Here is an 18,453-nt window from a genome sequence, read left to right as displayed (position 1 = left end):
AACGCGTCCTATGGCGATGGATTCCGGGCTCGATGCTTCGCATCGGCCCGGAATGACGGTGGGCTGACCCGCTTTTCTGTCCGGGTTCCCGAATTTACCTCTCGCCGAACCCGGGGAACACCGCTACACTGCCAAAATCGCGCGGGAACGGCCGCATTGCCTTGACATCCGGGCTTTGGCCGCTATGTTTCGCGCAACCTTTGGGAAGCCGAGCGCCTGCCATGCGTAACATTATTACCAAACCCCTTATCGCCGTCGTACCCAGGCACACCGCCGGGGGTGGCTAGCTGCCATCCACATGACAGGCGGTGTGCATGGGCCCTCTTCGGGGCCTTTTTTATTTCCCGAACCCGACACGTACGAAGCCGCTGACAACAGCGCATCCGGAGCAAGCCAATGAGCGACAAGAGCCACGATCCGAACCAGATGACCGGCGCCGCGATGATCGTCCGCGCGCTCATCGATCACGGCGTGACCGACATTTTCGGCTATCCCGGCGGCGCGGTGCTTCCGATCTATGACGAGATCTTCCAGCAGAGCGAGGTCCAGCACATCCTGGTCCGCCACGAGCAGGGCGCGGGCCATGCCGCCGAGGGCTATGCGCGCTCGACCGGCAAGCCGGGCGTCGCGCTGGTGACCTCCGGCCCCGGCGCCACCAACATGGTGACGCCGCTGACCGATGCGCTGATGGACTCGATCCCGCTGGTCTGCATCTCCGGCCAGGTGCCGACGCATCTGATCGGCAACGACGCCTTCCAGGAATGCGACACCGTCGGCATCACGCGTCCCTGCACCAAGCACAACTGGCTGGTGCGCGACGTCAACGATCTCGCTAAAGTCCTGCACGAGGCTTTCTACGTCGCCACCTCCGGCCGTCCGGGCCCGGTGCTGGTCGACGTGCCCAAGGACGTGCAGTTCGCGACCGGCACCTATCATCCGCCGCGCAAATCCGACGTGCACCGCTCCTATGCGCCTCGCGTGAAGGGCGATGCGACGCAGATCCGCAAGGCCGTCTCGCTGCTGGCAAACGCAAAGCGCCCCGTGATCTACAGCGGCGGCGGCGTCATCAACTCCGGCCCCGAGGCGACGAAGCTGCTGCGCGAGCTGGTCGAGTTCACCGGCTTCCCGATCACGTCGACGCTGATGGGCCTCGGCGCCTATCCGGCATCGGGCAAGAACTGGCTCGGCATGCTCGGCATGCACGGCACCTACGAGGCCAACATGACCATGCATGATTGCGACGTCATGCTGTGCGTCGGCGCGCGTTTCGACGACCGCATCACCGGCCGCGTCGATGCGTTCTCGCCGAACTCGAAGAAGATCCACATCGACATCGATCCGTCCTCGATCAACAAGAACATCCGCGTCGACGTGCCGATCATCGGCGATTGCGGCAACATCCTCGGCGACATCCTGCAGGTGTTCAAGGCGGAGGCGAAGAAGCCCGACATCAAGTCGTGGTGGCAGCAGATCGCGCAGTGGCGCGCCCGCAACTCGCTCTATTACAAGAAGAGCAACGACGTCATCCTGCCGCAGCATGCGATCCAGAGCCTGTTCGAGGCGACGCGCGGCAGGGACACCTACATCACGACCGAAGTCGGCCAGCACCAGATGTGGGCGGCGCAGTTCTACGGCTTCGAGGAGCCGCATCGCTGGATGACCTCGGGCGGTCTCGGTACCATGGGCTACGGCCTGCCGGCGGCGGTCGGCGTGCAGGTGGCCCATCCCGACAGCCTCGTCATCGACATCGCGGGCGATGCCTCGGTGCAGATGACGATGCAGGAGATGTCGACGGCGGTGCAGTACGAACTGCCGATCAAGATCTTCATCCTGAACAACCAGTACATGGGGATGGTGCGGCAGTGGCAGCAGCTGCTGCACGGCAACCGCCTGTCGCATTCCTATTCGGAGGCGCTGCCGGATTTCGTCAAGCTCGCGGAAGCCTATGGCGCCGTCGGCCTTCAGGTGCACAAGCCCGGCGATCTCGACGGCGCCATCAAGGAGATGATCTCGGTCAAGCGTCCGGTGCTGTTCGACTGCCGCGTCGCGGCGCTCGAAAACTGCTTCCCGATGATCCCGTCCGGCAAGGCGCACAACGAAATGCTGTTGCCGGAGCAGGCCAATGACGAGGCGACCGCGAAGGCGTTCGCCGGCGGCAAGGCGCTGGTGTGACGAGAGAGATTTGAGGGGACGACAATGAACCAGCCCGCTTCCGCCTACTTCATCGAAGAGCGCCACGACCCGAACGAGACGCACACGCTTGCGGTGCTCGTGCAGAACGAGCCCGGCGTGCTCGCGCGCGTCATCGGCCTGTTCTCGGGCCGCGGCTACAACATCGAAAGCCTCACCGTCTCGGAGACCGAGGCCCAGAAGCATCTGTCGCGCATCACCATCGTCACCACGGGCACGCCGATGGTGATCGCGCAGATCAAGAACCAGCTCGACCGCATGATCCCGGTCTACCAGGTCGTCGACATGACCCAGACCCGGCGTTCGATCGAACGCGAGCTCGCGATGGTGAAGGTGCGCGGGCAGGGCGAGCACCGGGTCGAAGCACTGCGGCTCGCGGATGCGTTCCGCGCCAGGGTGATCGACGCCACCACCGAGAGCTTTGTGTTCGAGATCACAGGCAACACCGACAAGATCAATCAGTTTATCGACCTGATGCGCCCGCTCGGCCTCGTCGAGGTGTCGCGCACCGGCGTTGCCGCGATCGGCCGCGGGCCTGAAGGGATGTGAACCATGCTGGCGCGCGACTGGTATTACAACGAGCGGAACCGGATGGGGATCGGGCCCGCCGTGGCCTCGATCTACGACGCCCATGACGATGCCGATCTGCGGGCGCGCGCCGCACTGAAGATGCTGGGAGTCCAGCGCGGCTGGCGCATCGCCGACATCGGCTGCGGCAACGGCGTGCTGGCGACCGAAGCGGCGCTGATGGGTGCCGAGGTCGATGCCATCGACATCTCGCCGGCGATGCTGGCGCTCGCCGAGATCTACGCGCGCGATCGCAAGGCGCCCGTGCGCACCCAGTCCGCCGGCCTGCTCAGCTTCGCCTATCGGCCGGAATCCTACGATCTGATCGTCAGCGAGTTCACGCTGCACCATTTGCCGGATTTCTGGAAGGCGGTGGCGATGTCGCGGATCTTTCGCGCACTCAAGCCGGGGGCGACGTTTTACCTGCGCGACATCGTCTACGCGTCGATGCCGGATGCGATCGAGCGCGACGTCGAGCAATGGGCCGACTTCCAGATCAAGAACCACGATTTCGCACGCGAGAGCGTGGTGACGCATATGCGCGACGAATATTCCACCTTCGGCTGGGTGATGGAGCGGATGCTGACCGACGTCGGCTTCACGCTGGTCTCGGCCGATTACCACGCGCCGATGCACGGCACCTATCTGCTACGGAAACCGAGAGCCGGCGAGCAAGGCTAGACCAACAACAACAGGGCTGTCCGGCAGGGCAGAACCGGGAACAACAATGAAGCCGGCCGATATCCTCATCGCCATCCTGGTGGCGATCATCTGGGGACTTGCCTTCGTGGCGAGCCGGATCGCGCTCGACGAGTTTTCGCCGGAGCTGATGACGGCGATGCGCTTCGGCATTGCGGCGGTGCCGTGCCTGTTCATTCCCAAGCCGAAAGTCGCCTGGTCGCTTCTGATCGCGATCAGCCTCACGCTGTTCCTCGGCCAGTTCCTGAGCCAGGCCTACGGCATCGCCCATGGCGTGCCGGTCGGGCTGACCAGCGTCGTCGTGCAGAGCCAGGCGCTCTTCACCATCGGATTCGCCGCGATCGCCTTCGGCGAACGGCCGACGCCGGTGCAGACGCTCGGCGTCGTCATCGCGGCCGCGGGCCTGCTCATGATCTGCGGCACGGTCGGTTATGATTTCAGCGTCGGTGCGTTCGCGGTGCTGATGATCGCCCCGATCTGCTTTGCCGTCGGCAATCTTCTGCTGCGCGGGGCTCGCGGCGCGCCGATGTTCGACCTGTTTGCCTGGCTCTGTCTCACGGCCGCAGTGCCGTTGTTTGCACTCACGCTGGTTGTCAACGGACCGGTGCCGACTGTGCAGTCGCTGATCCACATGTCGCTCAAAGGTCTCGTCTGTCTGCTGACGATCGGCGCGATCTCGACCAGCATCGCTTATTGGCTCTGGGGCCGGTTGTTGCGCGACTATCCCGCCGCGCAAGTGGTGCCGTTCGCGCTGCTGGTCCCGTTCATCGGCTCGGCCGCTTCCAGCATCGTGTTCGGCGAGCGGTTCGGACCCTTGCGGCTCGCCGGCATGCTGACCGTGATCGGTGGTATCGCGGTGATGGTGCTGGCGCGGCGCCCGCAAGTCCTGCCCAAGGCAGCGCGAAAGGCCGCGTGAGGTGAACATGTCCCAGTCGCTGTTCTATGCCTTCCTCATCTTCATGGTCGTGATGTATTTCACGCCCGGGCCGAACAACATCATGCTGCTGTCCTCGGGCCTGACTTACGGCTTCCGGCGCACCATCCCGCACATTGTCGGCATCGTCCTCGGCTTCGCCTTCATGGTCGCCGCCGTCGGCCTTGGGCTCGGCTCGGTATTCCTGGCCTATCCGATCCTCCAGACCATCCTGAAATATGCCGGTGCCGCTTACCTGATCTATCTGGCCGCCGCGATTGCCATGTCCGGCCCGACCAGGCCTGGGGAGGGGGATGGCCGCGGTCCCATGACCTTCTGGGGCGCGGCGATGTTCCAATGGATCAACGCCAAGGGCTGGGTGATCGTGATCGGCACCATCACCGCCTATGCGGCCATCGCCCAATTCCCGCTCAACATCGCGATCCAGACCCTGATCAGCCTGCTCGTCGGCACGGTCTCGACCGTGGTCTGGGCCCTGTTCGGCTCGGCATTGCGGCCGGTCCTGACCTCGGAGCGGCTGGTCCGCGCCTTCAACATCCTGATGGCGCTCCTGCTGCTGGCCTCCCTCTACCCCGTCTTCATGGATGCATGATGTCGCGGATTTCCATGCAGAAACGGGTTTCCCTACGGGCTGAAAATGCTCTAGACAGCCCCCGAAATCCGCAAATTTCACCCTTCGGACACTGACCATTGGCCGATTTCGGCCCTGAACGAGGAAACGACCCATGCGTGTTTATTACGATCGCGACGCCGACCTGAACCTGATCAAGGGCAAGAAGGTCGCCATCGTCGGCTATGGCAGCCAGGGCCATGCCCATGCGCTCAATCTGAAGGATTCCGGCGTCAAGGACGTCGCCATTGCGCTGCGCAAGGACTCGGGCTCGGTGAAGAAGGCGGAAGCCGCCGGCTTCAAGGTGATGGAAGTCGCCGAAGCCGCCAAATGGGCCGATCTCGTCATGATGCTGACCCCGGACGAGCTCCAGGGCGACATCTATCGCGAGCACCTGCACGACAACATGAAGAAGGGCGCGGCCCTCGTGTTCGCGCACGGCCTCAACGTTCACTTCAACCTGCTCGACCCGCGCGCCGACCTCGACGTTCTGATGATCGCGCCGAAGGGCCCCGGCCATACCGTGCGCTCGGAGTATCAGCGCGGCGGCGGCGTGCCCTGCCTGATCGCGATCGCCAAGGACGTCTCTGGCAACGCCCATGACCTCGGCCTGTCCTACGCTTCGGCTGTCGGCGGCGGCCGCGCCGGCATCATCGAGACCACCTTCAAGGAAGAGTGCGAGACCGACCTGTTCGGCGAGCAGGTGGTGCTCTGCGGCGGCCTGGTCGAGCTGATCAAGGGCGGCTACGAGACCCTGGTCGAAGCCGGCTACGCGCCGGAGATGGCTTATTTCGAGTGCCTGCACGAAGTGAAGCTGATCGTCGACCTGATCTATGAAGGCGGCATCGCCAACATGAACTACTCGATCTCCAACACCGCCGAGTACGGCGAGTACGTCACCGGCCCGCGCATCATCACGGACGAGACCAAGAAGGAGATGCGCAAGGTTCTCGCCGACATCCAGGGCGGCAAGTTCGCCCGCGACTGGATGCTCGAGAACAAGGTCAACCAGACCTCGTTCAAGGCCACCCGCGCCAAGCTCGCCGCGCACCCGATCGAGGAAGTCGGCGCAAAGCTCCGCGACATGATGCCCTGGATCAAGAAGGGCGCGCTGGTCGACAAGAGCAAGAACTAAGTCGTTGTGCCCCGGACGCAGCGCATCACTCGAGTGATGCGCTGCTGGTCCGGGGGCCAATGCGGCTGCTGGGTCCGGCGCTTCGCTGCGCTTGCCCGGGACACGGGCAAGAATCCCAGGCATGATCGCGGGAACTCCAGGGAGGGGACCATGCGATCCGTCGTCATTACCGGTGCGTCCACAGGCATCGGCTGGGCTACTGCAAAATTCCTGATCGGGCGCGGTTATCGCGTGTTCGGCAGCGTCCGCAAGCAGGCCGATGCCATCAGGCTGAAGGGCGAATTCGGCGCCAATTTCACCCCACTGCTGTTCGACGTCACCGACGAGGCCGCGGTCCTCGCGGCTGCGCGGGACGTGCGCGCGGCGCTGAATGGCGAGACGCTGGCGGGCCTCGTCAACAATGCCGGCGTCGCCGTCGCCGGCCCCGTGCTCGAATTGTCGGCCGACGATTTCCGCCGCCAGATGGACATCAACGTCATCGGCCCGGTGATCGCGACGCAGGCGTTCGGGCCGCTGCTCGGTGCCGATCCGTCGTTGAAGGGGCCGAAGGGGCGGATCGTGATGATCAGCTCGGTCGCCGGCAAGAACGGCAATCCGCTGTCGGCACCCTATTGCACCTCCAAGCACGCCATCGAGGGGCTGTCCGAAAGCCTGCGCCGCGAGCTGATGCTGTTCGGCATCGACGTCATCATCGTCGCCCCCGGCGCGGTGAAGACGCCGATCTGGAGCAAGGCCGAGGAGATCGACCTGTCCGTCTACCAGAACTCGCCCTATCTGCCGGCGCTGAACAAGGTGATGGCCTTCATGATGGACCTCGGGGCGAAGGGCCTGCCGGCCGAGCGGATCGCCGAGGTCGTGTTCGAGGCGCTCACCGTGGCGAGCCCGAAGGTGCGCTATCAGATCACGCCCGATCCGATGCGCCACCTGATCACGGCGGTGCTGCCGAAGCGGACGCTCGACCGCATCATCGCCAAGCGGCTCGGGTTCCTGCCACAATAGGCCGGGCGCTTCATCCCGCCACAACAGTCTGGCCGCGCGGATGGCGCGCCATCGCGATCATGCGCAGCGCCATCACGACCAGCAGCGGAATGAGGAACGCCGCGTAGAGCGGCATCGCCGGCACGCGCTTGCCGAACGACACCATGAACTGGAGCCAGAGATAATAACCGCCGGCGAGGTGCAGCGTTCGCCAGGCGCGCGGCCCGATCAGCGCGACGGTGCGGTCGAACGAGGTCGCGCTCATGACGATGATGAATGCATAGCCGATGCCGCCGAAGACGTAGGAGGCGGGCGAGGTGGCCTCCGCGAAGCCGGCCGGATCCATCTGGGCGAAGGCGATGATCGCGACGGCATGGATGGCGTGGGAGGCGGCGAAGCTCAAGCCGAGATAGCGGCGGTTACGACGCTGCCAGCGCGTCCAGGCGTTTGGCCAGAGGCGCGCGAGTGCCGCGGCGCTGAAGGCGAGGCAGTACAGTGTGAGCGAGCTGCGTGCCGTGAAGCGGATCACCATCCGTACACCCTCGACCTCGAACTGGCGCATCGAGGCGATCCACAGGCTGAGGACGACCAGGCTCAGGGTGAGGGCGGCCAGCAGCCGCCAGCCTTCGAGCCAGCCTTGACGTTGCGACATGATGATCTCCCTTCGTTATGTAATCATCGATTACATTTCGACGCGCGCGGGCGGTCAATGGTGTAATCGCTGCTTACATTCACGTTCGGGTGATGCTAGGAAGCATCATGCCTGCCCGTCAGCCCTCCAAGCCGCGCGTTCGCCGCCCCGGAGCCGAACCCCGGCCGTATCACCACGGCGACCTTCGCCGCGTCCTGATCGATGCTGCGTTGCAACTCGCGGCGGAGGGAGCGGAGGTCTCGGTCCGCGAGGCCGCGCGCCGGGCCGCGGTGTCGCCGGGGGCGCCGTTCCGGCACTTTCCGAACCGCGATGCCCTGATGGCCGCAGTGGCCGAGGAAGCGCAGCGGCGTTTTCGCATCGAGATCGAGGTGGCGCTGGGCAAGGCCCCCGCCGCCGGCCCGCTCGCCCGCTTCCGCGCCTTTGGCCTTGCCTACCTGCGCTGGGCGATGCGCAATCCCGCCCACTTCGAAATCATCTCCACCGGGCGCTATTTTGCCCATGGCAGCTCCGCCGAGCTGACCCGCGACAACGCCGAGCTGATCGCCCTGACCGAGGGAATCCTCACTGAAGCGGCGGAGCAGGGCCTGCTGCGCCCGGGCGATCTCAAGCAAGTCCAGATCGCCGGCCGCGCGCTGGTCTACGGCTTCGCCCGGATGAATCTCGACGGCCACTTTCCCCGCTGGGGCGTCGCAGAGGACGAGATCGAGCGGATGGCGGAAGCGGTGATCGATCTGTTCATCGCTGGGATCGCCAAGGCCTGATCTTGCAGGCGGCTCCGTGCGGCGCTTCGCCGCCTCCTGACAATAAGCGAACGTCGCATCACGGCATGCGTTGCCTGTCCTTGACCGTTCCGTTACAGTTTTATGACACGGTGCAGGCTTCCGGCTGCGCCGGATGCCTAGCCGCCCTCTTTCCACCCTTGGGCCGGCCAGACGGCTAGGCAATACATTGCGCCGGACCAGCTGTTGCGTGTCGTCGATGGCGTCCGCGCCTAATCCAGGTCCTTCTGCCACGACTGCCGTGCTCGCCAGCGTCGCCGCGCTCGGCATCTGGCGGTTGCTCGCCGTCGTCGCGCCGCATTTGGCCGCGGTCGCGCTGATGTACCAGACCGAGACCGATTTCGGCTCGCGCCTCTCCTTCGCGCTGGCTTGGGGCATTCTCAACTTCTTCTGGATCACGCTGTTGCGCCGGCCGGCGCTGTCGGGCGCGCTGTCGCTGACCATGGTCGTCGTGCTGGTGCTGCTGTCGCGGCTGAAGCACGACGTCGTTCAGATGACGGTCAACTTCATCGATCTGATGATGATCGACCGCGATACCGTGGCGTTCCTGTTCACGATCTTCCCGAACTTGCGCTGGTCGGTGATCCTGGCCGGCCTCGTCACGCTGCCGCTGATGTACGCGCTGTGGTGGCTCGATCCGTTCCGCATCCGCCGCCTGCCGGCGCTCGCCTGCAAGCTGGCATGCCTTGCCGCGCTGGTCGGCTATTCGCTCTATCGTCCGGACGAAGCCTGGCGCGGCTATTACGACGACGGCTATCTGTCGAAATTCTTTCGCTCCGGCGTCAGCTCGGTCTCCGACTTCGTGCAATACGGCTTCATGGAATCGGCCGCTGCGACCAATGAGCGGCTCAACATGCCGCTGGTCGATTCCTGCCACCCTGCCGGGCGCCGGCCGAACATCATCATGATCCATGATGAATCGAGCTTCGACATCCGCGCCGCGCAAGGGATCAAGGTGCCGCAAGGCTATGGCAGCCACTTCAAGTCCTGGGACGGCAAGCAGCGCACGTTCCTGGCCGAGAGCAATGGCGGGCCGAGCTGGTTCACCGAATACAACGTGCTGGCGGGGCTTTCCTCGCGCTCGTTCGGCCGCTTCGCCTATTTCGTGACACGCATCGCCTCAAATCGCGTCGAGCGCGGGCTGCCGCTGGCGCTGCGCCGCTGCGGCTACGACACGATGTCGCTCTATCCCGCCTATGGCGGCTTCATGGCCGCCCGCAGCTTTCAGATGACGACCGGTATCGAGCGCTTCCTCGACTCGAAGGATCTCGGCGCCAAGGACGTCGAGCCCGACAGCTTCTTCTACGACAAGGCGCTTCAGCTGATGGGCCAGCAGCCGCCCAACAAGCCGCTGTTCACCTTCATCTATCTCGGTGCCAATCACTTCCCCTGGGAGACGCGTTTCCGTCCCGAGCTGCTGCCGAACTGGCGCGCGCCGGGCAATGTGGCATCCATCGACGAATATCTGCGCCGGCAGGCGATGAGCGCCGAGCAGTACAAGGCGTTTGTCGCGGGCCTCAAGAAGACCTTTCCCGGCGAGCCCTTCCTGATCGTGCGCTATGGCGATCATCAGCCGGAATTCGCGCCTGCCATCCTCGAGCCCGGGCTCGACGAAGGCGCCATCGGCAAGAAGCTCGACGCCTACGATCCGCGCCTCTATGCGACCTATTACGCGATCGATGCCGTCAATTTCGAACCGGTGAAGAGCGACGCCGTGATGGACACGATCGACGGTCCCTATCTGCCGCTGGTGATCCAGGAGGCCGCCGGCATCCCGCTCGACCCGTCCTTCGCCGAGCAGAAGGAGATCATGCTCCGCTGCAAGGGGATGTTCTATGCTTGCAAGGACGGCGCCGAAGCGCGGCGGCTGAACCGCCTGCTGATCGAGGCCGGGATGATCCGGGGGCTGTAACGCGATCGCTTGGATCTCGGACACAACTCCTCGACCGTCACCCTGAGGCGCTCATCAAGCGGCAAGCCGCTTGGTGAGCCTCGAAGGGCGACAGCCCGGATGCATCGCGGCCGCTCATCCTTCGAGGCTCGCCGCACGGTGCTATGCACCGCGCAGCTCGCGCCTCAGGATGACGGATCCTGCAGCTGACCTACTGCTTGATCTTCCCCCACAACCACTTCGCGACCGCCTCCGGCGAGGAGTTCGCGTCATTGCCGCTGGCGCGCAAATTCGCCTCGCGCATGGTGGCGATGTCGATCTTGCCGAGCAGCGGTTGCAGCGCCGTCTTGAGCCGCTCGTCCCCGGCGCGCTTCGGCGCGAGCAGCAGGATCGCGTCGTAGGGCGGGATCGCGTGCCTGGGATCGTCGAGCGCGACCAGGTCGTATTTCGCGATCAGGCCGTCGCTGGTGTAGCCGGCGATGACGTCGACCTCGCCGCCGGCGACCGCCGCGTACATGAAGTCCGGCTGCATCTGGCGCTGGGCGCGGAACTGGAGCCCATAGGCCTTTTGCAGCGCTGCCCATTCGGGGCGCGAGAAGAATTCGTAATCGCCGGCAATCGACAGCGTCGAGGCATGTGCGGCGAGATCGGCGATGGTGCGGATGCCGAGCGCCTCGGCCTTCTTCTTCGGCATCACCAGCGCGTAGGCGTTCTCGAAGCCGAGCTCACCGAGCAGCGTGATGTTCTCCTTTGCCAGCGCGGTCTTCAGCTCTGCGACCAGCTCGGCGCGCGGCTTGATCTCGGTCCGATGCAGCTGGTTGGCCCAGAGCGTGCCGGAATAATCGACATAGAGATCGATGTCGCCGGCCTTCAACGCCTCGAAGATCACGCTGGAGCCGAGGCCGGAGCGCGCCGTGGCCGAGAGGCCCGTCGCCTGGAGGCGGTCCCTCATCAACGCCGACAGCACATATTGCTCGGCGAAGGTTTTTGCGCCGACCACATAGCCTGACGACGAGCGGCCCATCGTCGGCACCAGCGTCGCCGCGACCAGTGCCGCGATTCCCGCGGCGCCGAACGCGGTACGAGCGCGGCTGCGCTGGCGCAGACCGCTCTCGATCAGGCCGAGCAGCTGATCGACAGCGAGCGCGAGCAAAGCCGAGGCAAAGCAGCCGAACAGCACGAACACCCAGTTCTGGGTCTGAAGCCCGGCAAAGATGTAATTGCCGAGGCTGGTCTGCCCGATCGGCGTCGACAGCGTCGCGGTGCCGATCACCCACACGGCGGCGGTGCGGACGCCCGCCATCATCACCGGCAGCGCCAGCGGCAGCTCGACCATCACCAGCGATTGCCGCGCGGTCATGCCGACGCCCTTGGCCGCCTCGATCAGCGCGGGATCGATGCCGTTGAGCCCGGCGATGCCGTTGCGCAGCACCGGCAGCATCGAATAGAGCGCCAACGCCAGCATTGCCGGCAGGAAGCCGAACGCGGAGAAGGACACGCCGAACCAGGCTAGCGTGACCGAGGCCGCAAGGAGCAGCAGCGGATAAAACAGCGCGAGCAGCGCCAGGCCCGGCACGGTCTGCACGATGCTGGCGAGCGCGAGCAGGATGCCGCGCGGCGCCGGACGGTTGCGCGTCAGGATCGCCAGCGGCAGGCTGACGGCAAGGCCGAGTGCGAGCGCGGCGAGGCTCACCCGCACGTGGTTGCCGAGATAATCGGGCAGATGCGCCAGTGCCTCGCCCCAGCGCGGATCGGCAAGGAAGCTCATGCCGCACCGCCCTGCGGCAGCAGTGCGTTCAGCCGCTCGACCTGGCGGCGCGGCGTGCGCAACAGCTCCAGCACGTAAGCGTCGCTGCTGTTCGAGAGCTCCGCAGGCGTGCCCTGGGCGAGCAGCTTCCCGCCGCGCATCACCGCGATGCGGTCGGCGAGCAGGATCGCCTCCGTCATGTCGTGGGTGATCATCACGGTGGTCAAGCCGAGCTTGCGATGCAGCGAACGATAATCGTCGCCGAGCGCATCGCGGGTGAGGGGATCGAGCGCGCCGAACGGCTCGTCCATCAGCACGATGCGGGGCCTCGCCGCGAGCGCCCGCGCCACGCCGACGCGCTGGCGCTGGCCGCCGGAGAGCGCCGCGGGCAGGCGGTCGCGATGCGCGTTCCGGTCGAGCTGCACGAGCTCCAGCAGCTCGTCGACGCGCCGTGCGATCGCCGCTGCCGGCTCTCCCAGCAGTTTTGGCGTGATGCCGATATTGTCGGCGACGCTCAGGTGAGGGAACAGTCCGCCGCTCTGGAAGACGTAGCCGATCCGCCGCCGCAGCGCGACGGGATCGACGCTTTGCACATCCTCGCCCTCGACCGTGATTGTGCCGCCGTCGGCCTCGATCAGCCGGTTGGCGAGCCGCAGCAGTGTGGTCTTGCCGGAGCCGGAGCCACCGACGATGGCAAGAAACTCGCCCTCGGCAATGTCGAGCGAGACGTCGTCGACGGCCTTGAGCGCGCCGAAGCTCCTGGTCACGTGGACGTAGCTGATGGCTGGCTTCGAAGGCATCGACGCGGCTCATTCCTCCTTACCCTCCCCTGGAGGGGGAGGGTCGATCGCGCGCAGCGCGAGCGGGGTGGGGTGATCTCTCAACACGGGTAGTGTTGGACGTGGAAAGACCGTCACCCCACCCCGCTGTGCATTTCGCTCCGCTACATGCCCAGCGACCCTCCCCCTCCAGGGGAGGGTACGAGCGCCCGGCAATCCATGCGTAGCACGCTTGGCGGCTTGATTGAACTTGGCCGCGCGAGCGGCTAAGGCATCAAGCGAAATTCGGAGGAAGCATATGTCGACGCCCACGGCAGTGGCGCTGGAAGATGCCAAGGTCGCGTTCCGGCTCGGGGACGGGCGGGTCTATACGGCGGTGGAGAAAGCCCATCTTGCGGTCGCGCAGGGCGAGTTCGTCGCCATTGTCGGCCCCACGGGCTGCGGAAAATCCACGCTGCTCAACGTCGCGGCCGGGCTGCTCAAGCCCGCCGCCGGCAGCGTCAGGATTTTCGACCGGCCGCTCGCCGGGCTGAACCGGGAGGCCGGCTATCTGTTCCAGGCCGACGCGCTGTTCCCGTGGAAGACCGCGCTCGACAATGTCGCGATCGGGCTCGAGATCAAGGGCACGCCGCGGGCTGACGCGCTGCCTCAGGCGCAAAAATGGCTGACCTCCGTCGGCCTCGGCGCGTTCGCTGGCCGCTTTCCGCACATGCTCTCCGGCGGCCAGCGCAAGCGCGTGGCGCTGGCGCAGGTGCTGATCCGCGATCCGAAGATTCTGCTGATGGACGAGCCGTTCGGGCCGCTCGATGCGCAGACCCGGCAGGTCATGGGCAATCTGCTGCTCGACTTGTGGAACGCCGACCGCAAGGCGGTGCTGTTCGTGACCCATGATCTGGAAGAGGCAATCGCGCTCGCCGACCGTGTCGTGATCATGTCCGCCGGTCCGTCCTCGCGCATCATCGGCGACTGGCGCGTCAGCCTCGCCCGCCCGCGCGACATCTTCGAGGTGCGGCTGGACAAGGAGTTCCACGAGCTCCATCGCGAGATCTGGAGCGTGCTCAAGGACGAGGTGATGAAGGGCTACGCCCAGTCCACGCAAGCGGTGGAGGCGGTGTGATGTCGCGCCCAACGCTGTTCGCGCTGCAAGTTCTGGTCGCGGTCGTCTGCATCGTGCTGTGGCAGGTGCTGTCGACCGTCCCCGTGTTCGGCAAGATCCTGCTGCCGCCGTTCTTCTTCTCCAACCCGCTCGACGTGTTCAGCCAGATCGTGAAGTGGTTCGTCTCCGGCGTGATCTGGAAGCATCTCGGCATCACGCTGACGGAATCGATCCTGGCCTTCGTGATCGGATCGGCTGGCGGTGTGCTGGTCGGCTTCTGGTTCGCGCGCCAGCCGCTGGTCGCCGCCGTGTTCGATCCCTACGTCAAGATGGTCAATGCGTTGCCCCGCGTGGTGCTGGCGCCGATCTTCGCGCTGTGGCTCGGCCTCGGCATCTGGTCCAAGGTCGCGCTCGGCGTCACCTTGGTGTTCTTCATCGTCTTCTTCAACGTCTATCAGGGCGTCAAGGAAGTCAGCCGCACCGTGCTCGACAACGGCCGCATGCTCGGCATGAGCGAGCGGCAGCTGATGCAGCACGTCTATTGGCCGTCGGCGCTGTCCTGGATGTTCTCCTCGCTGCACACCTCCGTCGGCTTCGCCGTGGTCGGCGCGGTCGTCGGCGAATATCTGGGGTCGGCAGCTGGCCTCGGCTACCTCATCCAGCAGGCCGAGGGCGTGTTCGACGTCGCCGGCGTGTTCGCCGGCATGTTCGTGCTGTCGGCCTTCGTCATCCTGATCGACTACGGCGTGACGTTGGTCGAGCGGCGGCTGCTGGTGTGGCGGCCGACCGCGTCGGACGGGCGCGGCTAGCCACATCCGTCACCTGCTGACTTTTATGTGATTGGCCGTTCGGAATAGAACGCGCGCCCGCGCGTCATACCCCCATGCAACCGCCTGCATGGGAGTTCAGCATGCACTCGTTACAGTTTCGCTGCGTCGTTACGGCGCTCGTAAGCCGATGCCGATGGCCCAGGCCCGGCCTCGGCACGGCATTCCTGGCCGCGCGCATTCTGGTCGCGTTCGCGGTGCCTCCGCTTGCGTTCGCGCATGAATCCCATCCTGCCGCTCCGCCAGCTGCGGTGAGTACAGAAGAACGGGCGTTCCTGGAAGAAAACGAAGCCGCCATGACCAAGATGATGAACGACATGGCGGCCAAGCCGACCGGCGATGTCGATCGCGACTTCGTAGCAATGATGACCCCGCATCATCAGGGCGCGATCGACATGGCGGTGATCGAACTGCGCTACGGCAAGAACGAGCAGCTGAGGCGTATCGCCCAGGAAATCATCGTCGACCAGATGCAGGAAATCGCGGCCATGAAGCTCGCCATCGGCGAGCCAGCCACGGATACGACGCCTGCTCCGACCCAGTCGCCACCCGCTCCCGTCGCAGCCGGTCCTCATCGTCCGGGCATGCAGATGGACATGTCCAATGTAATGAAGAAGTAGGAGCCGCAGATGACCACGTCACGAAGCAATATGATCAAGAGCATCTTCCTTGCAGCCACGATGCTGGCGACCGGATCCGCGGCATGGGCGGGGCAGGCACCGGGCGCGTTGTCCGCACCCGATATTCCGATCAGCCACCACGACCGCGTCTACGCCGCAGAACAGTTCTCGAATACGGTTTCGGTCACCGACCCCGTCGACAACAAGCTGCTCGGCGTGATCCGGCTAGGCGACCCGCAACCCGGCAATTTCAGTCCGCTCTACAAGGGCCAGGTCCTCGTGCATGGCATGGGCTTCTCGCCTGATCACAGGACGCTTGCCGTGGTGTCGATCGGCTCGAATTCGGTGACGTTCATCGATACCGCGACCAATGCGGTCAAGCACACGACTTATGTCGGGCGGTCGCCGCACGAGGCATTCTACACCCCCGACGGCAAGGAGGTCTGGGTCACGGTTCGCGGTGAGAACTACATCTCGGTCATCGATGCGAAGAGCTTTGCGGAGAAGTCCCGCATCACGACCCCGAACGGGCCGGGCATGCAGATCTTCTCGCCCGACGGCAAATACGGCTATATCTGCTCGTCGTTCAACCCCGAGACGGACGTCGTCGCGGTCGCCGAGCACAAGATCATCGCCACGGTGAAGCAGGAGAGCCCGTTCTGCCCGAACATTGCGGCGACACCGGATGGAAATCAGGTGTGGTTCACGCTGAAAGATGTCGGTCGCATCCAGGTGTTCGACGCGAAGCCGCCGTTCAATCTCATCAAGACGATCAACACCGGGCCGATCACGAACCACGTCAACTTCGCGCATACGGCCAAGGGGACTTTCGCTTACGTGACGGTCGGTGGTCTGAACCTTGTGAAGGTCTTCCGGACCGACGATTTCTCGCAGGTTGCGGCGATCCCGGTCGGGAATCTGCCGCATGGCGTCTGGCCGTCCGGCGACGGCACGCGGATCTATGTCGGGCTCGAGAACGCCGATGCTCTCGCGGCGATCGACACCGCCACCAACAGCGTCGTGGCGAACGTCCCGGTCGGCCAGGCCCCGCAGGCGATCGCGTATGTTCCAAACGCCGCGCCGAACCCGGACGACCGCCAGAACCTGCAGGCGCTCGGCGTTGCCGGCCAAGTCGCTCATCTCTCGCTCACGTCGAAAGACGGTGCGAGGGACGGCAAGGCGCCGACCAGCGTGTCGCTGTTCGATCAGGGGCTGATCCAGATCTTGCAGGCCTCGGTGACCGGGCTTCAGCCCAAGCAGAAATATGTGCTTGCACTGGCGGAACGCGGTGACGGGACTGGTCCCCTGCAGCCATTGGCGGCGTTCATGACCAATCCGGCCGGATCGGCTATCGTCAACGCCGCCGGCCCGATCCGGCAGATCGTCGACCAACCGACTGCTGCAGCAAAGCGCTATCTGGTGATTGCCGCCGGCGACGCCGCGATGCCGGGCGAGGCGGTTCAGATCGAGGCGCAATGACTTCGGTCGGGACGACATCGGAAAGATGGCGGAGTGCCTTATGAAGGACATGCTGGTTCAGGTCGAACCACTGATCCCCGCGCTCCGCCGCTATGCGCGTGCACTCATGCGCGATCGCGCTGCGGCTGACGATTTGGTCCAGGACTGCCTGGAGCGCGCCGTCAGCCGCTGGCATCAGCGGCGTGACGGCAGCGTGCGCGCCTGGCTGTTCACCATCCTCCACAATCTGGCGATCACCCAATTCCGCCAGGCCACGGCGCGAGGCAGGCATATGCCGATCGACGATGCGGGCGAGCAGGAGCTCGCCAGTGCGGCAGCTCAGGAACAGAGGTTGATCTATCAGGATGTCCTGAGCAAGCTTGCAAAACTCCCGGAAGAGCAGCGGTCCGTGCTGTTGCTGGTCGCAGTCGAGGATCTTTCCTACGCGGACGCCGCGGCAGTTCTCAACGTCCCGGTCGGCACGGTGATGTCACGCCTGTCACGGGCACGGGAGCGGCTCTTGCAGGAGATGGATGGCGTCGCGCCAGGAAACGTCGTGGTATTGCGGAGCTTGAAATGAACCAGCGACCGATCACAGAGGACGATCTGCACGCCTATGTGGACCAGGCGCTCGAGCCAGAACGCCGCGCGGCGGTCGCATCCTATCTGGACAATCATCCCGACGTCGCCGGGCGCGTCGCGGCCTTCGCCACGCAGCGGGAGCAATTGCGCGGCGCACTGGCGTCAATCGTTGACGAGCCCTTACCGGCAGAATTGAACCTGTCGCATATCATCGAGGGCCGAAAACGGCGTCCGCGATGGGCCGGGGGAATGGTCGCAGCCATGCTGCTCATTGGCCTCGGCGGTCTCGGCGGCTGGACCATGCATGGTCTGTTGCAGGACGGTTCGAACGGACTGTCCTCGTTGGCGCAGGAGGCCGCTTACTCCTATAGCGTTTTCGCCCCGGACCACGTGCGGCCGGTCGAGATCAAGGCGTCCAACAGCGCCGAGTTCGCGCAATGGGCCACCACCCGGCTGAAGCAGCCGGTGAAGGTGCCCGATCTCTCGGCCTCAGGCTATCGGCTGATGGGAGGCCGCCTGGTTCCGACGTCGCATGGCCCGGCGGCGATGTTCATGTACGACGACGATCGCGGCAACCGCCTCGTGGTGCTGACGCGCCCGATGAGCAACCGCGATCTGGCGACGCCGATGATGCCGCAATCGACCGGCGACGTCGCAGGCTTCGTGTGGGCGGAGGCCGGCATGGGTTACACGCTCGTCGGCCAGCTTCCGGGCGACACCCTCAAGCCGATCGCAAACGAGATCCGCAAGCAGGCGCGCCCGATCTAAGAGCGTTTTCGAGCGAAGTGGATAGCGGTTCGCGTCAAGAAAACGCGTCTAAACAAGAATCTAGAGCTCCGTTTCGATTCCATCGGAACGGGAAAGGGCTCTAGCACCAGGATGGACGAAACGGGCCCGCACGGCCGTGCG

General features: G+C 65.0%; 18 protein-coding genes. 15 read left to right on the top strand and 3 right to left on the bottom strand.

The window, feature by feature from the left end; translation table 11 throughout:
• The first annotated feature begins 396 nt into the window (after positions 1-396).
• The 7 genes from TSA1_RS37055 (at position 397) to TSA1_RS37025 (ending at position 7,134) form a co-directional block, all read left to right on the top strand.
• Positions 397-2,172 (top strand): acetolactate synthase 3 large subunit, encoded by a 1,776-nt coding sequence (locus TSA1_RS37055; RefSeq protein WP_100180639.1) that lies wholly within the window; start codon positions 397-399, stop codon positions 2,170-2,172.
• A 24-nt stretch (positions 2,173-2,196) separates the two neighbouring features.
• Positions 2,197-2,739 (top strand): acetolactate synthase small subunit, encoded by a 543-nt coding sequence (gene ilvN / locus TSA1_RS37050; RefSeq protein WP_028137987.1) that lies wholly within the window; start codon positions 2,197-2,199, stop codon positions 2,737-2,739.
• Positions 2,740-2,742: 3 nt separating this feature from the next.
• Positions 2,743-3,438, top strand: coding sequence for a class I SAM-dependent methyltransferase (locus TSA1_RS37045; RefSeq protein ID WP_100180638.1), 696 nt, complete (start codon positions 2,743-2,745; stop codon positions 3,436-3,438).
• Positions 3,439-3,484: 46 nt separating this feature from the next.
• The gene (locus TSA1_RS37040) at positions 3,485-4,372 is read left to right on the top strand and encodes an EamA family transporter (RefSeq protein WP_100180637.1); all 888 of its coding nucleotides are present in this window, start codon (positions 3,485-3,487) and stop codon (positions 4,370-4,372) included.
• A gap of 7 nt (positions 4,373-4,379) precedes the next feature.
• On the top strand, positions 4,380-4,982 hold the full coding sequence (locus tag TSA1_RS37035; protein WP_174719246.1) for a LysE family translocator: 603 nt from the start codon (positions 4,380-4,382) through the stop codon (positions 4,980-4,982).
• A gap of 133 nt (positions 4,983-5,115) precedes the next feature.
• A complete protein-coding gene (gene ilvC, locus TSA1_RS37030; RefSeq protein ID WP_100180635.1) occupies positions 5,116-6,135 on the top strand; it encodes a ketol-acid reductoisomerase in 1,020 nt (339 codons plus the stop codon).
• A 150-nt stretch (positions 6,136-6,285) separates the two neighbouring features.
• The gene (locus TSA1_RS37025) at positions 6,286-7,134 is read left to right on the top strand and encodes an SDR family oxidoreductase (protein ID WP_100180634.1); all 849 of its coding nucleotides are present in this window, start codon (positions 6,286-6,288) and stop codon (positions 7,132-7,134) included.
• Between the two features lie 10 nt (positions 7,135-7,144).
• Here TSA1_RS37025 and TSA1_RS37020 read toward each other — a convergent pair whose 3' ends face one another.
• Entirely contained in the window at positions 7,145-7,765 is a 621-nt protein-coding gene (locus TSA1_RS37020) for a hypothetical protein (protein ID WP_100180633.1), read from the bottom strand.
• A gap of 107 nt (positions 7,766-7,872) precedes the next feature.
• Between TSA1_RS37020 and TSA1_RS37015 the strand changes: the two genes are divergently transcribed.
• Complete coding sequence (locus TSA1_RS37015; RefSeq protein WP_245448504.1) at positions 7,873-8,526, top strand: TetR/AcrR family transcriptional regulator; 654 nt, start codon at positions 7,873-7,875, stop codon at positions 8,524-8,526.
• A gap of 217 nt (positions 8,527-8,743) precedes the next feature.
• The gene (locus TSA1_RS37010; RefSeq protein ID WP_100180631.1) at positions 8,744-10,456 is read left to right on the top strand and encodes a sulfatase-like hydrolase/transferase; all 1,713 of its coding nucleotides are present in this window, start codon (positions 8,744-8,746) and stop codon (positions 10,454-10,456) included.
• A 190-nt stretch (positions 10,457-10,646) separates the two neighbouring features.
• Here TSA1_RS37010 and TSA1_RS37005 read toward each other — a convergent pair whose 3' ends face one another.
• Complete coding sequence (locus TSA1_RS37005; protein WP_100180630.1) at positions 10,647-12,203, bottom strand: glycine betaine ABC transporter substrate-binding protein; 1,557 nt, start codon at positions 12,201-12,203, stop codon at positions 10,647-10,649.
• On the bottom strand, positions 12,200-12,982 hold the full coding sequence (locus TSA1_RS37000) for an ATP-binding cassette domain-containing protein (protein WP_100180629.1): 783 nt from the start codon (positions 12,980-12,982) through the stop codon (positions 12,200-12,202). Before TSA1_RS37000 ends, TSA1_RS37005 begins: the two co-directional genes overlap by 4 nt.
• A gap of 277 nt (positions 12,983-13,259) precedes the next feature.
• Here TSA1_RS37000 and TSA1_RS36995 point away from each other — a divergent pair, with 277 nt between their 5' ends.
• The 6 genes from TSA1_RS36995 (at position 13,260) to TSA1_RS36970 (ending at position 18,312) form a co-directional block, all read left to right on the top strand.
• Positions 13,260-14,078 (top strand): ABC transporter ATP-binding protein, encoded by an 819-nt coding sequence (locus TSA1_RS36995; RefSeq protein WP_100180628.1) that lies wholly within the window; start codon positions 13,260-13,262, stop codon positions 14,076-14,078.
• Positions 14,078-14,866 carry an ABC transporter permease gene (locus TSA1_RS36990; protein ID WP_100180627.1) on the top strand — a complete coding sequence of 263 codons (789 nt, stop codon included), beginning with the start codon at positions 14,078-14,080 and terminating at the stop codon, positions 14,864-14,866. Before TSA1_RS36995 ends, TSA1_RS36990 begins: the two co-directional genes overlap by 1 nt.
• Before the next feature lie 74 nt (positions 14,867-14,940).
• Positions 14,941-15,504 carry a DUF305 domain-containing protein gene (locus tag TSA1_RS36985; RefSeq protein ID WP_100180626.1) on the top strand — a complete coding sequence of 188 codons (564 nt, stop codon included), beginning with the start codon at positions 14,941-14,943 and terminating at the stop codon, positions 15,502-15,504.
• A 9-nt stretch (positions 15,505-15,513) separates the two neighbouring features.
• Positions 15,514-16,983: a YncE family protein gene (locus TSA1_RS36980; RefSeq protein ID WP_100180625.1), complete on the top strand. Its 1,470-nt coding sequence runs from the start codon at positions 15,514-15,516 to the stop codon at positions 16,981-16,983.
• A gap of 40 nt (positions 16,984-17,023) precedes the next feature.
• Positions 17,024-17,542, top strand: a complete 519-nt coding sequence (locus TSA1_RS36975; RefSeq protein WP_100181552.1) for a sigma-70 family RNA polymerase sigma factor — start codon at positions 17,024-17,026, stop codon at positions 17,540-17,542.
• Positions 17,539-18,312: an anti-sigma factor family protein gene (locus TSA1_RS36970; RefSeq protein ID WP_100180624.1), complete on the top strand. Its 774-nt coding sequence runs from the start codon at positions 17,539-17,541 to the stop codon at positions 18,310-18,312. Before TSA1_RS36975 ends, TSA1_RS36970 begins: the two co-directional genes overlap by 4 nt.
• The last annotated feature ends 141 nt before the right edge of the window (positions 18,313-18,453 follow it).

Origin of the sequence: Bradyrhizobium nitroreducens, assembly GCF_002776695.1 — a bacterium.
Lineage (GTDB): Bacteria > Pseudomonadota > Alphaproteobacteria > Rhizobiales > Xanthobacteraceae > Bradyrhizobium > Bradyrhizobium nitroreducens.
The sequence above is the reverse complement of the archived record's forward strand: the minus strand, read 5'-3'. Positions and strand labels throughout refer to the sequence as shown.